13 protein-coding genes and 3 pseudogenes are annotated in these 18260 nt (G+C 60.5%); 11 read left to right on the top strand and 5 right to left on the bottom strand.

What is annotated here, in order from left to right:
* Window positions 1–29: 29 nt before the first annotated feature.
* Window positions 30–929 (bottom strand): LysR family transcriptional regulator, encoded by a 900-nt coding sequence (locus HP062_RS03830; RefSeq protein WP_102593622.1) that lies wholly within the window; start codon window positions 927–929, stop codon window positions 30–32.
* A gap of 211 nt (window positions 930–1140) precedes the next feature.
* Between HP062_RS03830 and HP062_RS03835 the strand changes: the two genes are divergently transcribed.
* Genes HP062_RS03835 through HP062_RS30795 form a run of 3 tightly spaced genes read left to right on the top strand, consistent with a single transcriptional unit; the run spans window position 1141 to window position 5110 of the window.
* On the top strand, window positions 1141–2745 hold the full coding sequence (locus tag HP062_RS03835; protein WP_172790847.1) for a hypothetical protein: 1605 nt from the start codon (window positions 1141–1143) through the stop codon (window positions 2743–2745).
* A 44-nt stretch (window positions 2746–2789) separates the two neighbouring features.
* A complete protein-coding gene (locus tag HP062_RS03840) occupies window positions 2790–4031 on the top strand; it encodes a hypothetical protein (RefSeq protein ID WP_172790848.1) in 1242 nt (413 codons plus the stop codon).
* Between the two features lie 2 nt (window positions 4032–4033).
* Window positions 4034–5110, top strand: coding sequence for a hypothetical protein (locus HP062_RS30795; RefSeq protein WP_178119843.1), 1077 nt, complete (start codon window positions 4034–4036; stop codon window positions 5108–5110).
* Window positions 5111–5630: 520 nt separating this feature from the next.
* On the opposite strand, the pseudogene HP062_RS03850 reads toward HP062_RS30795, so the two are convergent.
* Window positions 5631–5744 (bottom strand): annotated as a pseudogene (locus tag HP062_RS03850) (IS6 family transposase); the annotation flags it as partial.
* Window positions 5745–6190: 446 nt separating this feature from the next.
* Between HP062_RS03850 and HP062_RS03855 the strand changes: the two are divergent.
* The 3 genes from HP062_RS03855 to HP062_RS03865 all read left to right on the top strand — a co-directional run bounded on the left by HP062_RS03855 (window position 6191) and on the right by HP062_RS03865 (window position 8346).
* Window positions 6191–6823, top strand: a complete 633-nt coding sequence (locus HP062_RS03855) for a hypothetical protein (protein WP_172790849.1) — start codon at window positions 6191–6193, stop codon at window positions 6821–6823.
* Window positions 6799–7599: a hypothetical protein gene (locus HP062_RS03860; protein WP_172790850.1), complete on the top strand. Its 801-nt coding sequence runs from the start codon at window positions 6799–6801 to the stop codon at window positions 7597–7599. The genes HP062_RS03855 and HP062_RS03860 overlap by 25 nt, the downstream gene beginning before the upstream one ends.
* Before the next feature lie 384 nt (window positions 7600–7983).
* Complete coding sequence (locus HP062_RS03865) at window positions 7984–8346, top strand: DUF6124 family protein (RefSeq protein WP_010459965.1); 363 nt, start codon at window positions 7984–7986, stop codon at window positions 8344–8346.
* Window positions 8347–8668: 322 nt separating this feature from the next.
* Here HP062_RS03865 and HP062_RS03870 read toward each other — a convergent pair whose 3' ends face one another.
* Complete coding sequence (locus HP062_RS03870) at window positions 8669–9979, bottom strand: MFS transporter (RefSeq protein ID WP_010459966.1); 1311 nt, start codon at window positions 9977–9979, stop codon at window positions 8669–8671.
* Window positions 9980–10148: 169 nt separating this feature from the next.
* Here HP062_RS03870 and HP062_RS03875 point away from each other — a divergent pair, with 169 nt between their 5' ends.
* The 5 genes and pseudogenes from HP062_RS03875 to HP062_RS03890 all read left to right on the top strand — a co-directional run bounded on the left by HP062_RS03875 (window position 10149) and on the right by HP062_RS03890 (window position 15838).
* The gene (locus tag HP062_RS03875; RefSeq protein ID WP_172790851.1) at window positions 10149–11267 is read left to right on the top strand and encodes a sugar diacid recognition domain-containing protein; all 1119 of its coding nucleotides are present in this window, start codon (window positions 10149–10151) and stop codon (window positions 11265–11267) included.
* 225 nt (window positions 11268–11492) lie between these two features.
* The gene (locus tag HP062_RS03880) at window positions 11493–12635 is read left to right on the top strand and encodes a glycerate kinase (protein ID WP_172790852.1); all 1143 of its coding nucleotides are present in this window, start codon (window positions 11493–11495) and stop codon (window positions 12633–12635) included.
* A gap of 346 nt (window positions 12636–12981) precedes the next feature.
* Window positions 12982–13701 (top strand): annotated as a pseudogene (locus tag HP062_RS31395) (MCP four helix bundle domain-containing protein); the annotation flags it as partial.
* Window positions 13702–14010: 309 nt separating this feature from the next.
* Window positions 14011–14607 (top strand): annotated as a pseudogene (locus HP062_RS31400) (methyl-accepting chemotaxis protein); the annotation flags it as partial.
* Window positions 14608–14650: 43 nt separating this feature from the next.
* Window positions 14651–15838 (top strand): pyridoxal phosphate-dependent aminotransferase, encoded by a 1188-nt coding sequence (locus HP062_RS03890; protein WP_172790853.1) that lies wholly within the window; start codon window positions 14651–14653, stop codon window positions 15836–15838.
* A 94-nt stretch (window positions 15839–15932) separates the two neighbouring features.
* Here the strand turns inward: HP062_RS03890 and HP062_RS03895 are convergent, their stop codons facing one another.
* On the bottom strand, window positions 15933–16931 hold the full coding sequence (locus HP062_RS03895) for an NAD(P)-dependent oxidoreductase (protein ID WP_172790854.1): 999 nt from the start codon (window positions 16929–16931) through the stop codon (window positions 15933–15935).
* Between the two features lie 21 nt (window positions 16932–16952).
* Window positions 16953–18251: an MFS transporter gene (locus HP062_RS03900; RefSeq protein ID WP_102593756.1), complete on the bottom strand. Its 1299-nt coding sequence runs from the start codon at window positions 18249–18251 to the stop codon at window positions 16953–16955.
* Between the last annotated feature and the right edge of the window lie 9 nt (window positions 18252–18260).

The raw sequence follows: 18260 nt of genomic DNA on the forward strand, positions 1-18260 counted from the left end.
CCAGAACGCCTGCGCGTCGAAAAGTGAATTTATACGCAAAGTGCATGACAACGTTCTTGCAGAAACGCTTGCAACACCTTGACCCGCTCTGAGACCTGCACCCGATGCGGGCACAGCAAATTGAACGGCACGCTTTCGCCTTGCCAGTCATCAAACAGCGTCACCAGCCGCCCGGCCTGCACATCGGCGGCGACATCCAGCCAGGCTTTATAAGCAATGCCATGCCCGGCCAACGCCCAGCGACGGGCGACTTCGCCGTCGTCGGTGAGGTAGTCGCCGCGCACCTCAACCTCCAACACTTCATGCTGCCGACTGAAACGCCAACAGTTATAAGGCCGGCCGTTCCGCAGGTAGAGCAGGGCGCTGTGCTCGCCGAGGTCCGCCGGCGTTTTCGGCATGCCGTGGCGGGCGAGGTAATCGGGACTGGCGCAGGCCACACGACGATGCCCCGGCAGAATCGGCAACGCCACCAGCGTCGAATCGCTGGGCACGCCGAAACGCAACGCGACGTCGACGGTTTCGCGAAAGAGGTCTGAGTGGCGGTCATTGAGCAACAGTTGCAGTTGGATATTCGGGTGCTGGCGCTTGAAGTCATCCAGCCACGGCAACAACACATTGCGCCCGAAGTCTGACGGCGCGGCCAGTTGCAACACGCCGCTCAAGCCTTGGGTTTGAGGCTTGAGGGCCTGTTCACCTTCCGCCAGGGCGGCCAGGGCCAGACGCACGCTTTCCAGATAACGCCGGCCTTCCTCGGTCAGGCGCATGCTGCGCGTGGAGCGCGCGAACAGGCGGATGCCGAGGCGGGTTTCCAGGCGTTTGAGGGCGATGCTGGCAGCGGCAGGGGTGAGTTCCAAAGTACGGGCGGCGGCGGAGATGCTGCCGGAGTCGGCGGTGCGAACGAAGATCTCCAGGTCGAGAATCGAGCTCATGGGTAAAAATCCTTTAAAGATCCGGCGCTTTTACCGTCATATTTTGTTGATTCGCAAGCACATGCTTGAGATCGAAGCGACGCGTCGCTCCGATACGGGATGTACCACTTGTCGGGAAAGCGCCTCCACCTGTCATTTCTGACAGTAGCCAATCGCCGTGACTCACACTTTAAATAACTCCGTCGCCCAGCCCCCTCGACAGGAGTCCCCCATGCTCGTGCAACCCGTCCGTCACCTCGTTTCCAGGCTGCTGCGTGAACCAGAGATCCCCGGTGCCCGTCTACTGGACTCTTCCACTGACGTCTGGGCAATCAACCGTGCCGCCGCCCTGGACAACTTCCCCATCAACGGGCTCAAGGTCTACGTCCCGGCCTGGTCAAGCATGGGCAAAGGCGACAAGGTCGAGCTGCTGTTCAACGGCCAGGTGGTCAATCAGCACATCATCACCGACGACGCCGAAGTCGGTCAGCGGGTGACCTTGTGGGTCGAGCCCAGGCATTGGCTGACCGGGGCGCACACGCTGGCGTACCGGGTGACCCGTTTCAATCAGGGCGCCGAGACGTTTACGCCGGCGCTCAAGCTCTACGCCAAGCTGGAGATTCCTGCGGGCCAGGACACGGACGACACCCCAGGCAGCCACTCGAACCTGTACCTGTTCATCGATCCGGCCATCGTCGAGAACATCGTCGACAAGGAGATCGCCGCGGCCGGGGTGGACATCATCATTCGGGCCGAGTCCGGGACCGGCGTGCCTTATCCGGATGCGGCGGTGGGCGATGTCATGGTGCTGAGCTGGGGCGGTGTGCTCGTGGAATCCGCGCCGCTGACTGCCGAGCAGATCAGCGACCCGGCCACTCACCCGATCGTGATCCACGTCGACGAAGCCACCATCCTGGCCGCGGGCGACACCGACATCTCCGGGCTGGCGGTCACCTTCCGCGTGCGCGATGTGGTGCACAATTTTTCGGAAGACTGGTGCAAGGCCACGCGGCTGGTGGTCATGACCGGCGTCGATTTTCTGGACGCACCGGTCGTCCAGGAGGCCGTGAACAACGTTCTCGACCTCGATGCGCTGGGCGAAGATGACATCACGGGCGAGGTCTGGGCCAAAGCGCCGGCGTTCGAGCAGGACGACCGCATCATCCTGAAGATGCGCGGCACCACCGTGGACAACGAGGCCGTGGAAGTCATCGCGCCGGCCCAGACGGTCGACAACCTGCCGCATACTTACAAAGTCATCCTGTCCAACGCCGACGTGCGCCAACTGGCCAAAACCCAGGTGACCTTTTCCTATCGCGTAGAGCGCCCGGGCGTGACCGACCCCCTGCCGTCAAAGGGGCAATTTGTCACCTTCATCGGCGAACCGAAACACCTGGCCGCGCCCAAGGCCGAAGATGAACAAAACGGCGCGATTGATCCGGACCTGCCTCACCCTCGCGTGCGGATTCCGTTCGATCCGATCATGCAGCAGGGCATGGCCATCGAGCTGATCTGGTTCGGCACCCGCCCGGATAGCAGCAGTTATACCCCGGAGCTGGATTGGTATTTTCCAAGTAGGGACGAGATCGAGGCCGAGAACGATTTTTTCATCACGGTGGAGAGCCAGCACCTGAAAACCCTGGAAGGCGGCACGCTGGAGCTGTGGTACCACCTGCTCAGCGAAGACCAGAACGGCGACCGAGTCCGCCGCGAATCCTTGCATGCGGCGCTGCTGCAGGTGGGCGAGCCGCAACTCGAACTGGTCAAACCCATCGTCCTCGGTGAACAGGACGGAGCGCTGGAGCCCGGGACCTGCCCGGCGGCATCGGCAAACTGACCGCGCCAAGACCCACCGTCAAACCGACCCAATCCGGTGACATCGTGACCTACACCTGGACGGGTGAAGTCACGGGCCTCAAGGAAGACTCCATCACCCTCAACGGGCTGTCCAAAGACAAGGATGTGAATTTCACCCTCAACGCCACGTTTGTCGCCGAGCATATCGAGCCGAACCGCAGCAAGAAGGTGACGGTGAGTTACCGGATCTGGCGGGCGGCGACGAACGAGACGAGTTATTCGAATGTGCTGGAATTTGGGGTTGGCCAGGCGATTGGCCAACTGTTACCCCCGGCCGTGAAAGAAGCGGACGGCGGCACCCGCCTTGATCCGTTGAATGCCCAGACCCATCTGACCGCCGTCGTCAACTACGACGGAATGCTGGTCGGCGACCAGATCACTGCAATCTGGACCGGTGCCGACGGCACGCTGCCCGAGGGTTCGCATACCACCGCACCGTGGCCTGTGACCACGCTCGGGCCGCAGGAGATACCGTTGGAGCCTAAGGTGGTCGCCTTCAGCCTCGGCAAAGCGGTAACGGTGAACTACAAGGTAACTCGCGGCAGCAGCAGCCCCATGCCCTCGGACACCCTGACGTTATCGGTGCTGCCACTGCCGGAAAACGTGCTCGACAAACCATTGATCCTCCAGGCCGCGGACAACGGTGAAGGGGCCGAATTCGACGTCAGCCAGCTGACCGCCAACGCGGTGATCCAGGTTAACGCCTGGCCGTTCATTGCGCTGAAACAGTTTGTCTGGTTGCGGGTGCAAGGCACCAACAATGACGACAGTCCCTACGCCCAGACATTTTGGCAGCCGCCTTTCTCGCAAACCAACGAAACCTGGATTATCCAGGGCTTTTATACGCATCCGATTCCATTCAATGAGTTGAAAAACCTGAAGGACGGGAGCGAGCTGAAAGTTGAGTTCAAGGCAGGGTTGAGTGGCAGTCAGGATGAAAACAATGCGCTGCTGTTTCAGGTGCGTACCTACACGGTCAAGGCTGTGGAGGATGTGAAGCCTGCGATCATCCGTTTGACCGATTCCAATGGGGATGAGATCGCAGAAGGCGGGAGCACGGTTGATACCAGCATCACGCTGACCGGTACGGCCAGCAAAGGCCAGAAAATCGATGTGCTCGACGGTACGGTCTCCAAAGGTCAGCCGACGGCGGATTCGGGCACGGGGGTCTGGACCTTGCTGGTGTCCGGGTTGAGTGCGGGGCCCATAGCTTTACCGCGAAGGCGTTGTACGGTTCGGGTCAGAGCTCCGCGCCACGAACCTTGACCGTGGCGGTAGCGGTCACACCGACCATTGATTCGGTCAAAGGCTCGCCGAGCGGTGTCGAAATTCCCCCCGGCGAAACGACTGTTGAAACCGCCGTGACGCTGACCGGTACAGCCAGCAAAGGCCAGAAAGTCGATGTGCTCGACGGTACGGTCTCCAAAGGTCAGCCAACGGCGGATCCGGGCACGGGGGTCTGGACCTTGCTGGTGTCCGGGTTGAGTGCGGGGGCCCATAGCTTTACCGCGAAGGCGTTGTACGGTTCGGGTCAGAGCTCCGCGCCACGAACCTTGACCGTGGCGGTAGCGGTCACACCGACCATTGATTCGGTCAAAGGCTCGCCAAGCGGTGTCGAAATTCCCCCCGGCGAAACGACTGTTGAAACCGCCGTGACGCTGACCGGTACAGCCAGCAAAGGCCAGAAAGTCGATGTGCTCGACGGTACGGTCTCCAAAGGTCAGCCAACGGCGGATCCGGGCACGGGGGTCTGGACCTTGCTGGTGTCCGGGTTGAGTGCGGTGGCCCATAGCTTTACCGCGAAGGCGTTGTACGGTTCGGGTCAGAGCTCCGCGCCACGAACCTTGACCGTGACGGCACTGATCCCACCGACCATTTCCTCGGTCAAAGGCTCGCCGAGCGGGGTCGAAATCCCCAACGGCGGCACGACTATTGAAACCGCCGTGACGCTGACCGGCACGGCCAGCAAAGGTCAGAAAGTCGAAGTGTTTGATGGCGCCGTTCCCAAAGGTCAGGAGACCGCGGATCTGATCACGGGGATCTGGACGTTGCTGGTGTCCGGGTTGAGTGAGGCGGCTCATAGTTTTACCGCCAAGGCGTTGTACGGTCCGGGTCAGGTGTCGGCGGCCAGGACGTTGACGGTCAGGATGGAACTGATCGTGGACACAACGCCCATTATCCTGAGCGGGGCGAATATCTCGATTGCGGGAACCTCAATCGCATGGGTTCCTACCGGGGTAGATCCGGATGGCACTTACGAGCGTCGTTCAGCGACCGGCGGAATACCCCCTATACATACACATCGTCCCGGCCTCTCGTCGCTTCGGTTGACAACTTCGGAATGATACGAAGTGAGGGAAACGGGCGGGCGACCATCGTCATCCAAGACGACGTGGGCCAAACAAAAGAAGTCCAAGTATCATGTTCCAACGTCGCGCAATACATTTTACTCTCCACCCTCGGGAACTACAGCGACTACGATGCATGGCGCATCCGATCAAGCGCATACTACATAGCCGACCAGAATGGATTAGTCCATGGTACCGCCCTCAACGCCAAATTCCGCTTACCCCAGCACATCCCGCATGAATTCTATTGGGGAGGATCCGCATCCTCGTCGGCACAAGTTAGCGGACTCATTGTGGCTTATAATTCCCAAAAACAATTCTACACAGGCCACTTTTACTGGGAACCTTCCGTCCCTGCGTATTTCCCGAAACAAGGACTGGCGTACATTTTACCCCCCCTCAAGATTAGTAAGAGAAACCGTTAATCCACTTCATCCACTTCCCCTTAAGGGGAAGCGGCTGAGGTGGTTCTGTCGCACTAAGGAAGAGGTGCAGCAAATTATGAAGCGCTGCTGTCTTAAGCGGCCAACAGATAAAATTGATCTGCCGGGGACAAACTGTCCCCGGTTGGATGTTGAAATTGCCCTTTACGCAACATGTGTACCAGTTCAATACCGTTCAGTATCGTTTGAGGAAATGGGGACGTATTTATTTTATCCGGCGGACATTTATTGATTAGCCCTGAGTGAGGATTAAGCAGGAATGTTTAACAGACATCTCCAGACACTCTCTCAGGCTACACAACCTTGCGCCGTTGCCTACGACTGCGCCAGAATCCGCCGGCTTATGCGCCTTGGGCCTGGGTTTTATCGTTTGTCCCGTCGCTGAATATCAGCGATCGGGTTTGGTAGCCCGGGTCATCTTTAGACGTACAACGTTCGCTCTTAATGTTATGGCGGCTTTGCATGGGGCACTTCGGTGCGCCGGGTTCTAGAGTCCTGGTCTGCTAACCCCGTATAAGCACGCCTACCGCTTGTCAGCCACCTCCGGTTACCTGTTATTTCTGACAGTAGCCAATACCATCGTCTTACGCCTTAATTGACTCCGTCACTCATACCCTCGACAGGAGTCATCATCATGTCTGTTCAATCCGACCGCACCACTTCAACGTCAGAAGCATCCGAAAAAGCCGTGATAGGCTCAGGTCGCCTGAAAGTCATGGGCGCGCGCTCAAATCCCCACCTGTTTGGGCTGTCCGGTACGTCACGTCTACTGCGCGCCTTTGATACCCTTACCGGGGAGCCGGTCGTTGCGCAGTGGAAGTACGCGACTGACAGTGATTGGACAACGGCCCACACCTGGCGCGATACCCAGCAACAGGCACTGCATGTTCGCGTCGGCGACGATCAGGTCATCCTGAATTCGGCGAACATTATTGGCAGTTGGGGCGCCTTCGTCGCGCGTACTGATGACGGGGCCCTCGTCGGCTGGGGGCATCCGGATTTGGGTGCAGCGATCCCTGCGGACACTGCGCCCCCGAATGACATCGCTGCTGTCAGCGCCACCTCCAGCGCTTTTGCCGCCCTTCGAGCCGATGGAACGGTGGCGGTTTGGGGCGACGCGGGGGCTGGCGGGAATATGGGCGGTATCAGTTCTTCGGATTTTGTTGAGGTCAGCGGTGGCAAAAGCGCGTTCGCCGGTATAAAAAACACTGGGCAAGTGGTGGCCTGGGGCAGGGTAGCGAAGTGCCCGAGTCCATCGGCGCGCTGAGGGACATTGTGCAGTGCGTGGGCAGTGACGGTGTATTTGTCGCACGACGGGAAACCGGGCATTTGGTGGCTTGGGGCAAACCTGACACCGGTGGAACGCTGCCGCCCGAGATCGCGATGCTTTCCGACTTCAAAACCTTCCTCGGCACCCAATATGCTTTTGCCGCATTGCGCGCAAAGGGCAGTCTCGTCGCCTGGGGCCGGAGTACCGGGGGAACCCTGCCGGCACCCATCGCCTCACTGACCGATGTCAACGAACTGTGCTGCGCCAATCAGTTCGCCTTTGCTGCAACGCGTTCCACCGGCCAGGTTGTGGCCTGGGGCCACCAAATGGGAGGTGGCACCATCGGCAACCCAGAAATAGAGGCCCGGACTGATATTGAAGTAGTCTGCTGCACCTTTTCCGCATTTGCTGCTCTTTGCACCAACGGTCAGGTTGTCGCTTGGGGAGATGGCTCAGCTGGTGGCGAAATACCTGTCGATATTGCACAACGGCGCGACATTGTTCAGGTGGTTGGCTCGTCGGCAGCCTTTGCAGCCCTGTGCAAGGATGGCAGCGTTGTGGCCTGGGGGAATAAAAGCTTGGGGGGCGATACATCTGCGGTGGAAAGCCGGTTGACCGATGTACGAGCCATTTACGCCAATAGTAACGCGTTCACGGCGCTGACCTCGGACGGCCGCGTGGTGACTTGGGGGAGCGCTCAAACGGGCGGCGACAGCAGTCCGGTGCAAGAACTGTTGGATGGCAAGGTTTCCTATCAGGTGCAAGCGGGTTAGTCAGGGCTGTTGCAACAGCCGTGATGAGTAAGTAATAAACGGAGATGTTTAACAGACATCTCCAGACACTCTCTCGGACTACACAACCTTGCGCCGTTGCCTACGACTGCGCCAGAATCCGCCGGCTTGTGCGTCTTGGGCCTGGGTTTTATCGTTTGTCCCGTCGCTGAATATCAGTGATCGGGTTTGGTAGCCCGGGTTTTTAGACGCAAAGCACCTTCCTTTGCTGAGATTTTTCGTCTCGGTTTTATGGTGGTCATGCGCAGGGCGCCTTCGGGCGCGCCGCTTCCTAAAGCCCGGTCTACCAACCTGCGTATGGCCACCACCCGTTCGTTTGGTAGCGAGGGGTGATGGCTCCTTTTAAGCGCTTTAGGAGTTTCATCCATGTTCAAACCAACACCAAACCCACCCGAAGCGGACGACGTTTCCCCCTACGAATCCACCGATTCCAAAAAACTCAACGATGCCGCCGAACGAGCGCTCGACTTTCACTTCCCATCCAATGCCGACATCAAGGCCACCCCGCGAACCCGCAGCACCCTGTTTTCCGTAGACCCCGAAGCCACGACCGAAACCCTTGCGGTGTATCTGGTCGAGACGCTGGCGTCGGTCGATGTGATGGTTCATCAGTTGGTGGATCATCTGGCGGGTGAATCGCGTTATGCGCTGTTGGGTATTTCCAACAGCATTATGACGGCGGAGATCACGGCGAATCGGCTGCTGGATAACGTTGGCCCGCAGGGCTAAAGCCAATTTCGAAGAGGGCACATACTCGTGGCGAGGGAGCTTGCTCCCGCTCGGCTGCGCAGCAGTCGTACATCCGGTATCTGCGGTGTACCTGAAAGGTCGCGGTTGCAGCTTTTGGGGCTGCTTCGCAGCCGAGCGGGAGCAAGCTCCCTCGCCACAACAGCTTGAGTGTTCACAAAAGTGTGTCTGGCCACATAAGACCTGTGTGCACACGCGAAATAAGAAACGGCCCGTAAGGGCCTTTTTTTGTTGATCGGAAGGGACGCGGAGCGTCCCGGGCTGCATTCCCACGCGGAGCGTGGGAACGATCATCTGTAACGCCTTACACCCGCAACGTGCGCGTCATGCGCAGCGCCAACAAGCTCCCGCACACAATCACACCCGCCAGCAGATAAAGCGCGGCATCGGTCGAGCCGGTGCTGTCCTTGACCCAACCCACCAGGTACGGGCTCAGGAAACCCGCCATCTGTCCCATGGAGTTGATCAGCGCCAGACCACCCGCCGCCGCGCCCGCGCTCAACATCGCTGTCGGCACTGGCCAGAACATTGGCAAACCGGTGAGGGCGCCCATGGTGGCGATGGTCAAACCGAGAATCGCGATGGCCGGTGTTGTGGCAAAGTTGACGGCAATCAGCAAGCCCACCGCGCCCATCAGCATCGGCACCACCAAATGCCAGCGTCGTTCTTTGCGCAAGTCCGCCGAGCGGCCAACCATCAACATGAACAGCGCCGCCAGCAGATACGGAATCGCGCTCAACCAACCAATCACCAGGTTATCGCTGAAGCCCAGGTTCTTGATGATCGACGGCAGCCAGAAGTTGATCGCGTAGACGCCGCTCTGGATGCAGAAGTAAATCAAACCGAAGGCCCAGATCGCCGGGTTCTTGAACACGGCCAGCAGCGAGTCAGTGGCGGTTTTCGGTTTGTTGGCCAGATCGATGGCGTGGTCGGCTTCCAGCACCGAACGCTCGAACGGTGTGAGCCACTTGGCATTGGCGTAACTGTCGCTCAGCAGGAAATAGGCGAGGGCGCCGAGGATTACGGTCGGGATGCCTTGCAACAGGAACATCCACTGCCAGCCCGCCAAACCGCCTTGGCCCGCGGCGAAGTGGTTGAGGATCCAGCCGGAGAACGGGCTGCCGAGCAGGCCGGACACCGGGATCGCCGACATGAACAGCGCCATGATGCGGCCACGGCGGAAGGTCGGGAACCACTGCGAAAGATACAGCACCACGCCCGGGAAGAACCCGGCTTCGGCCGCGCCGGTGAACAGGCGCAAGGTGTAGAACTCGGTCGGGGTGGTGACGAACAGCAGGCAGGTCGACAGCGTGCCCCAGACGATCATCATCAGCGCGATCCAGCGCCGTGGGCCGAATTTGGTCAGGGCCAGGTTGCTCGGTACGCCGCACAGCACGTAGCCGATGAAGAAGATCCCGGCCCCGAGGCCGTACACGGTTTCGCTGAATTTCAGCGCGTCGAGCATCTGCAGTTTGGCGAATCCAACGTTGACCCGGTCGAGGTAGTTGAACAGGTAGCAGATGAAGATGAAGGGGATCAAACGCAGGGTAATGCGTTTGTAGACGGCGTTTTTGTCGTCAACGATGGCCTGGGTAGCGGCGGCGCTCTGTGACATGGCGGGCTCTCTCTTTATTATGATTTTTTGCGATGCGCAGGGTAACGTTGATCGCCCAGAGAGTCTCGACCACCCTCGGGGTGGCTGTCTTTGTGCCTGAGCACAGGGTTTGCGACCCAGCCCTGTGCGGGTGAACAACCTGCCCCATCACCCGTTAAAGGATCCCGATATGTTCGAACTCGATCACGACCTGGCCCAGGACATCGTCGACCGGGCGATGGCCATCCTGCCGTACAACGTCAACGTGATGGACAGCCAGGGATTGATTCTCGGCAGCGGCGAGCCGGAGCGCATCAACACCCGCCATGAAGGCGCGCAATTGGTGTTGGCCAATGGGCGCGTGGTGGAGATCGATGCGCAGACGGCGATTCACCTCAAAGGCGTACAGCCGGGGATCAACTTGCCGTTGCTGCTCGATCAGCGCTTGATCGGTGTGCTGGGCATTACCGGTGAGCCGGAGCAACTGCGCACCTATGCCGAGCTGGTGCGGATGACCGCCGAAATGTTGGTAGGCCAACGCAATCAGCAGGCCGAGCAGCAATGGCGGCGTCAGCGTTGCGATGATCTGCTGGCATTGCTGTTGAGCGAGGCCGGGGATTCGCCGCGCTTGCTGGATGAAGCGCAGCAATTGGGCCTGAAACCGCAAATGACGCGGGTGCCTTATCTGTTCGAGTTGGGCATGGAGCACGGTCCCGGGCAGACGGTGGAGGCGCTCAGTGCCTGGCTGACTTCGCGTTACCCGGACAGCTGGTGCGTGAGTTCGGCCAAGTCTTCGTTGCTGTGGTGTCGGCCGGCGAGTCAGGCGATCGAGAATGAACGGCTGCTGGAAAAACTCGATGGCCTGGGCTGGAACATTTTGCGCATTGCCGTGGGTGGGCAGGCGGATGGGTTGTCCGGGCTGCGTCGTTGTTATCGACGGGTCGGCGACTTGCTGGCGTATGGGCGCGATGTGTTGCCGCGTTCGCGTTTGCTGACGCTCAACCGATATCGGTTGCCGGTGATGCTGTGGCGGCATCGCAACGATGACGCGCTGGATGAATTGCTCAAGCCACTGCGCAAAGTCATCGCCAAGGACGGCAACGGCCAACTGCTGACGACCTTGCGCAGTTGGTGCGAGCACGACGGGCAGAGTCAGGCCTGCGCGGATGCGCTGGGGATTCATCGCAACAGCTTGCGCTATCGGATGGAGCGGATTGCCGAGCTGAGCGGGGTTGATCCGCTGAAACTGGACGGCATGCTCGCGCTCTACCTCGGCGTGCAGCTTTTGCCACAAACGGATGTCCCGTAGCGATCTCAAGGACGCCATCGCGAGCAGGGGTTTTGTGAACACCGCAGGACCAATGTGGGAGCGAGCCTGCTCGCGATGGCGGACCAGCAGCCGCACAGATGCTGGATCTGAAAACAGGCGTTTTGTAGAAATGAACAACAAACGCCACCCCCGCTTGTGCAGCGGACCGGCGTTATTGTGCGGGGCTGCTGGCAGCATGGAACGCATTGGAACTGGAGAATTCGCATGAAAATCGTGATCGCCCCCGATTCGTTCAAGGACAGCCTGAGTGCCCAGGGTGTGGCCGATGCCATTGCTGTAGGGCTGGCGCAGGTCTGGCCGGATGCGCAACTGGTCAAATGCCCGATGGCCGACGGCGGCGAAGGCACGGTCGAGTCGATTCTGGCCGCGTGCGAAGGCGAATTGCGCAGGACCCAAGTTCGCGGTCCGCTTGGCATCACCGTCGATGCCGCGTGGGGCTGGTTGCCGCAAACCCGCACCGCAATCATCGAAATGGCCGAAGCCAGCGGTCTGCAACTGGTGCCGCCGTGGCAGCGCGATGCGTGCGTCAGCAGCACCTTTGGCACCGGAGAACTGATTCGCGCCGCGCTGGATGCCGGGGCGCAACGGGTGATCCTGGCCATTGGCGGCAGCGCCACCAATGATGGCGGCGCCGGAGCGATGCAGGCGCTGGGCGTGAAGTTACTGGACGTGCAAGGGCAAGCGCTGGCCCCGGGTGGATTGGCGCTGGCGCAACTGGCTTGCATCGACCTGAGTGCAATTGATCCGCGCCTGGCCGACGTGCGTTTCGACATCGCCGCCGACGTCAACAACCCCCTGTGCGGTCCGCACGGTGCTTCCGCGATTTTTGGTCCGCAGAAAGGTGCGTCGCCCGAGCAAGTCCTGCAATTGGACGCTGCCCTGGGGCACTTCGCCGAACTGTGCGCCCAGGCGTTGGGCAAGGACGTCCAGCACGAGCCGGGCAGCGGCGCGGCGGGAGGGTTGGGATTTGCGGCCAAGGCGTTTCTGGAGGCGCAATTCAAGGCCGGGGTTGAAGTGGTGGCCGAACTGGTCGGGCTGTCCGAGGCGGTGAAGGGCGCTGATCTGGTCATCACCGGCGAAGGCCGTTTTGACGCCCAGACCTTGCGCGGCAAAACCCCATTCGGCGTCGCACGCGTTGCCCGGGAGCAGGGCGTGCCAGTGATTGTGATTGCGGGGACGTTGGGCGAGGGTTATCAGGACTTGTATGAACATGGCATTGATGCCGCGTTTGCCTTGGCCAGTGGGCCGATGACGCTCGAGCAGGCGTGTGCCGAGGCGCCGCGATTGTTGCGCGAGCGAGCGAGTGATATTGCCCGTGTTTGGCGGATCGCCAGCCGCAAACCCTGACCAAAATTGTCTGCACACAGGAATCTTGTGGCGAGGGAGCTTGCTCCCGCTGGGCTGCGAAGCGGCCCCAAAATCTACGGCCGCTGCGCAGCCGGACGGGAGCAAGCTCCCTCGCCACAAATGTTCATCAGGGCCGCCACTGTGTTTCAGCGTTGAAACAGATGTCGCCCAGCAAAAATATTTTTCTCCAATCCCCGCAAAAAACCTCATCCCCAGCCGATACAGCCAATAAGCGCACACAAACCTATTACAACAGTGGCGCCCCGCTGATCCTGTGCGCCTCACGCCCGCCACTCAGCCATCACCGCAAGGACGCTCGCCGCCTCAATCACCCGAGTATCGTCCTATGTCCCTGCGTAATCTGAATATCGCACCTCGAGCCTTCCTGGGGTTTGCTTTCATTGCCTTGCTCGTCATCGTGCTCGGTGTGTTTGCGGTGAATCGCATGTCGATCATCCGCCAGGCCTCGATCGACATGGGCAGTACCCAACTGCCCAGCATCGGCTTCCTGGGCAATGTCACCGAAAACATCCTGCGCATGCGTATCTTGTCGTTCCGGATTCTGGTCAACCGCGAGCCGGCCAGTTTGCAGGAAGCTGAAGCGCGGATCGCGGTGCTTATCGACAAGGCGCGCAAGGCCCAGGCCAGTTATGCCGAGTTGCCGATGGAGTCGGACGAAGAGGCGCTGTACAAGGTATTCAGCGCGACGCTGGAAAAATACATGCAAGCGCAACGCGAGATGCTGGACCTGTCGCGCCAGAACAAGGTGGATGAGATGCGCGCCTTGATCAACACGCGGATCAAGGAAGGCACCGACCAGATGGGCGAGCAGCTCAATAAACTGGTGGCTTACAACCAGCAGGGCGCAAAAGCGGCCGGGATGATTGCGCAAGAAAACTACAACACCGCCGTGAACGGCATCATCGTGGTGTCGGTGGTCGCGTCGCTCCTGACCGTGCTGCTGGCCTGGCTACTGACCCGCAGCATCGTCACGCCGCTCAATCGCGCAGTCCAGGCCGCAGAAACCATTGCCGGCGGCAACCTGAGCAAAGCCATCGAAATCGACGGCAAGGACGAACCGGCACGCTTGCTCGGGGCCTTGTCCGTCATGCAGGCCAACCTGCGCAAAACCATCGAACAGATCGCCGGGTCCGCGACGCAACTGGGTGCTGCCGCAGAAGAACTCAGCACCGTGACCGAGGAAGCGTCCCGCGGCCTGCAACAACAGAACAACGAAATCGAACAGGCCGCCACGGCGGTCAACGAAATGACCGCTGCCGTGGAAGAAGTCGCGCGCAACGCGGTGTCGACCTCCGAAGCGTCGAGCCAGTCGACCCAGGCCGCCCGTGAAGGCCGCGACCGCGTGGTGGAAACCGTGGACGCGATCCAGACCATGACCCACGACGTGCAAAACACTTCATTGATGATCGAAGGCCTGGCCGCACAGGGCCGCGACATCGGCAAAGTGCTGGACGTGATCCGCGCCATCGCCGAACAGACCAACCTGCTGGCGCTCAACGCAGCCATTGAAGCGGCCCGTGCCGGTGAAGCCGGACGTGGTTTTGCCGTGGTGGCAGACGAAGTCCGGGCCCTGGCCCATCGCACGGCGCAATCGACCCAGGAAATCGAAAAAATGGTTGCCGGCATCCAGAACGGCACGGGCGAAGCCGTCTCGTCGATGCAGCAGAGCAATCAGCGCACCCAGAGCACCTTGGAGATGGCCCGCGCCGCTGGTGTGGCGCTGGAGCAGATCACCCAGTCAATCCACTTGATCAACGAACGCAACCTGGTGATCGCCAGCGCTTCCGAAGAGCAGGCGCAGGTATCTCGTGAAGTCGACCGCAACCTGGTGAACATCCGCGACCTCGCCACCCAGTCCGCCGCCGGTGCCAATCAGACCAGCGCCGCGACCCATGAGCTGTCGCGCCTGGCGGTCGATTTGAATGCGATGGTGGCGCGTTTCGTGATTTGAGATAGGGTTGAGACTGGGAGTCCGCGCGCGACAGGAGAAACACATGCGCTATTCAGCCTTGACCCAACGAATCGCCGGCGACGGAGCGGCAGCCTGGCAGATTCATGACCGAGCGCTGGAAATGCGCGAGCAAGGAGTCGATGTACTGCTGTTGTCGATCGGCGATCCTGATTTCGATACGCCGGCGCCCATCGTGCAGGCGGCCGTCGACAGTTTGCGGGCCGGCGACACGCATTACCCGGAGGTGCGCGGCAGTCGCGGATTGCGCAGCAGCATTGCGCGGCGCCATCGACAGCGCAGTGGTCAGGCGGTGGACGCCGATCATGTGATCGTGTTTCCGGGCGCGCAGTGTGCGGTGTATTCGGTCGCGCAATGCCTGCTCGATCCCGGCGATGAGGTGATCGTCGCCGAACCGATGTACGTGACCTATGAAGGGGTGTTCGGCGCTTGCGCGGCCAAGGTGGTGCCGGTGGCAGTGCGGCCGGAGAACGGCTTTCGCGTTGACCCGGCGGATGTCGCGGCGCTGATTACGCCGAAGACCCGCGTCCTGTTGCTCAACAGTCCAAACAATCCGTCCGGCGCAAGCCTGTCATTGAAGACCTGGCAAGCGCTGGCGGTGTTGTGCGTGCGTCATGATCTGTGGCTGATCAGCGACGAGGTCTACAGCGATCTGTTGTTCGAGGGCGAACACATCAGCCCGGCAAGCCTGCCGGGCATGGCCGAACGCACCGCGACCATCAACAGCCTGTCCAAATCCCACGCCATGAGCGGCTGGCGCGTGGGTTGGTCAATCGGCCCGAAAATGTTGGCCGAGCACCTGGTGCATTTGTCGTTGTGCATGCTGTTCGGCATTCCCGATTTTGTGCAGAAAGCCGCGCAGGTGGCGCTGGATGAAGACCTGCCGGAAGTGGCGCTGATGCGGGAGGAATATCGCCTGCGTCGCGATCTGGTGTGCGCGAGGTTGAGTGGTTGCCCGGGGATCCGCCCGATCCGGCCGGATGGCGGGATGTTCGTGATGGTCGATGTGCGCCCGACCGGGTTGTGCGCCCAAGGGTTTGCCGAGCGTCTGCTGGAGGGTTACGGCGTGTCGGTGCTTGCCGGCGAGGCATTCGGGCCGAGTGCGGCGGGGCATATCCGCATCGGGTTGGTGGTGGATCAAGTGAAACTGGCGGATGCGTGCCGGCGGATTGCGTTGTGTGCAGCGGACCTGCTCGAAGCGCGGCGGGCCTGACAGTGTTGTGTGAGTGCCGGCCTCTTCGCGGGCAAGCCTTGCTCCTACAGGATCGGCGAAGCCCGTAGGAGCGAGGCATGCCCGCGAAGGCTGACTAACAGACGCCGAAATCCTTACGCTCGGACCACGCCCCGACATTCACCAGGTTCTTCGGCCGTTCTCCAGCCAACGCCATCAGCAGATTATCCACCGCGCACCCAGCCATCGCTTCCCGAGTCTCATGCGTCGCCGACCCCATATGCGGCGTCGCCACCACGTTGTTCAACGTCAACAACGGCGAATCAACATTCAGCGGCTCACGCTCAAACACATCCAGTCCCGCAGCGCGAATCTGTCCGGTGCGCAATGCCTCAATCAGCGCGGCCTCATCGACGACTTTTCCTCGGGAAATGTTGATGAAAATACTCTCCGGGCGCATCAAGGCGAACTCTTCAGCGCCAATCAACCCTTCGGTTTCAGCCGTCAACGGCAAGGTCAGGCAAATGAAATCGGCCTGTTGCAACAGCGCCGTCAGGCTGCGGTACTGAGCATCAAAGCGTTGCTCAACCGCCGGTTTTGGCGAATGGCTGTGATAGATAACCGGCATGCCAAAACCAAAATGCCCGCGCTGGGCCAACGCCTCACCAATGCGCCCCATGCCGATGATGCCCAGGGTCTTGCCGTGCACGTCGGTGCCGAAATGCACCGGACCGATGTTGCGGTTCCACTGACCGGCGCGGACCATGTTGGCCAGTTCCACCACGCGCCGGGCCGTCGCCAGAATCAGCGCAAACCCCGTGTCCGCCGTGGTTTCCGTCAGCACGTCCGGGGTGTTGCTGAGCAGAATGCGCCGCTCGGTCAGGTAGTCGATGTCATAGTTGTCGACGCCCACCGAGACACTGGCGATCGCTTCAAGATTGGGCGCCAGATCAAGCAATTCGCCGTCCAGCTTCAGACTCGCGCCAAGCAAGCCATGGGCGCGGGGCAGGGCGGCGCGAAGTTGTTCGATGCCCTCCGGGTTGAGGTTGTCGATCAGTGTCACGTCGGTGTGCTCATGCAGGCGAGCCATCAACAGCGGCGAGAGTTTCTTGTACAGCACGACCTGCTTTTTCATCGTCATCATCTCAACTTCAAATCAAGGGTGAGCCGGGACTGACCGTTGCGTATCGGCCTTCGCCACGACCCGGTCACTGGCGCCGGGCTTGAGGAAAATCGTCAAAATCACGGAGAGCATCAACGCGCCGCTCATCAGCAAGTAAGACGCGCCGGGCGAGCCGGTGGAGCTGTTCAGGTAGCCGACCAGATACGAACCGCCGAATGAACCCAGCGCGCCCATGCTGTTGATCAGCGCCATGGCCCCGCCAGCAACGTTGGCCGGGAGGATTTCCGGAACGATGGCGAAAAACGGCCCATACGGCGCATACATGCAGGCGCCGGCGATCACCAGCAGGGTGTAGGACCACCAGAAATGTTCGGCGCCCAAGGCGTAGGAACCGTAGAACGCAATCGAGGCGATCAGCAGCGGCGGCCAGACGAAGCGTTTGCGCTTCTGCAATTTGTCCGAGCCCCAGGACACCAGCAGCATGCCGATCACCGCGGCCAGGTACGGCAGCGCCGAGAGCCAGCCGGCTTCGATCATGTCCATCTGCGCGCCGGCCTTGAGGATCGACGGCAGCCACAACACGAAACCGTAGACACCAATGCTCCAGCAGAAAAACTGCAGCGCAAGGATGATCACTTTCGGCGAACGGAAGGCTTCGGCGTAGTTCTTCACTGCTTTGATGCCGACCTGTTCGGCGGCGAGAGCGCTTTCCAGGTCGTGCTTCTCCTGGTCGGTCAGCCACTTGGCCTGGGCCGGACGGTCATCGGCCAGACGCCACCAGATAAACGCCCAGAATACCGCCGGCAAACCTTCAATGATGAACATCCAGCGCCAGCTGTAATGCTGCACCAGATAACCTGATACCACTGACATCCACAGCATGGTCACCGGGTTGCCGAGGATCAGGAAAGTATTGGCCCGGGAGCGTTCGGCGCGGGTGAACCAGTGGCACAAGTACACCAGCATCGCTGGCATCACCGCGGCCTCGACCACACCGAGCATGAAACGGATCACGATCAGCCAATAGGCGTTGGAGACGACCCCGGTCAACGTCGCGAGCCCGCCCCAGAGGATCAGGCTGACGAAAATCAGCTTCTTCACGCTGTGTTTCTGCGCATAGATCGCGCCCGGTATCTGGAAGAAAAAGTAACCGAGGAAAAACAGCGCGCCGAGCATTGAAGACAGGCCGGGCGTGATCATCAGGTCGGCGGCCATCCCGGAGGCGGCAGCGAAGCCGTAATTGGCGCGGTCCAGATACGCCAGGCTGTAGGTGATGAAGACGATGGGCATGATGTACCACCAACGGCGGGTGGCGAGTGAGGCGGTTTTCATAGTGGTGCT

The sequence above is a fragment of the Pseudomonas sp. B14-6 genome, assembly GCF_013260315.1.
Classification (GTDB): Bacteria; Pseudomonadota; Gammaproteobacteria; order Pseudomonadales; family Pseudomonadaceae; genus Aquipseudomonas; species Aquipseudomonas mandelii.

Excerpts from the sequence above, each read along its gene's own strand:
- HP062_RS03830 (WP_102593622.1), bottom strand. The coding sequence starts at position 929 with ATGAGCTCGATTCTCGACCTGGAGATCTTCGTTCGCACCGCCGACTCC.
- HP062_RS03835 (WP_172790847.1), top strand. The coding sequence starts at position 1,141 with ATGCTCGTGCAACCCGTCCGTCACCTCGTTTCCAGGCTGCTGCGTGAA.
- HP062_RS03855 (WP_172790849.1), top strand. The coding sequence starts at position 6,191 with ATGTCTGTTCAATCCGACCGCACCACTTCAACGTCAGAAGCATCCGAA.
- HP062_RS03865 (WP_010459965.1), top strand. The coding sequence starts at position 7,984 with ATGTTCAAACCAACACCAAACCCACCCGAAGCGGACGACGTTTCCCCC.
- HP062_RS03870 (WP_010459966.1), bottom strand. The coding sequence starts at position 9,979 with ATGTCACAGAGCGCCGCCGCTACCCAGGCCATCGTTGACGACAAAAAC.
- HP062_RS03875 (WP_172790851.1), top strand. The coding sequence starts at position 10,149 with ATGTTCGAACTCGATCACGACCTGGCCCAGGACATCGTCGACCGGGCG.
- HP062_RS03880 (WP_172790852.1), top strand. The coding sequence starts at position 11,493 with ATGAAAATCGTGATCGCCCCCGATTCGTTCAAGGACAGCCTGAGTGCC.
- HP062_RS03890 (WP_172790853.1), top strand. The coding sequence starts at position 14,651 with ATGCGCTATTCAGCCTTGACCCAACGAATCGCCGGCGACGGAGCGGCA.
- HP062_RS03895 (WP_172790854.1), bottom strand. The coding sequence starts at position 16,931 with ATGAAAAAGCAGGTCGTGCTGTACAAGAAACTCTCGCCGCTGTTGATG.
- HP062_RS03900 (WP_102593756.1), bottom strand. The coding sequence starts at position 18,251 with ATGAAAACCGCCTCACTCGCCACCCGCCGTTGGTGGTACATCATGCCC.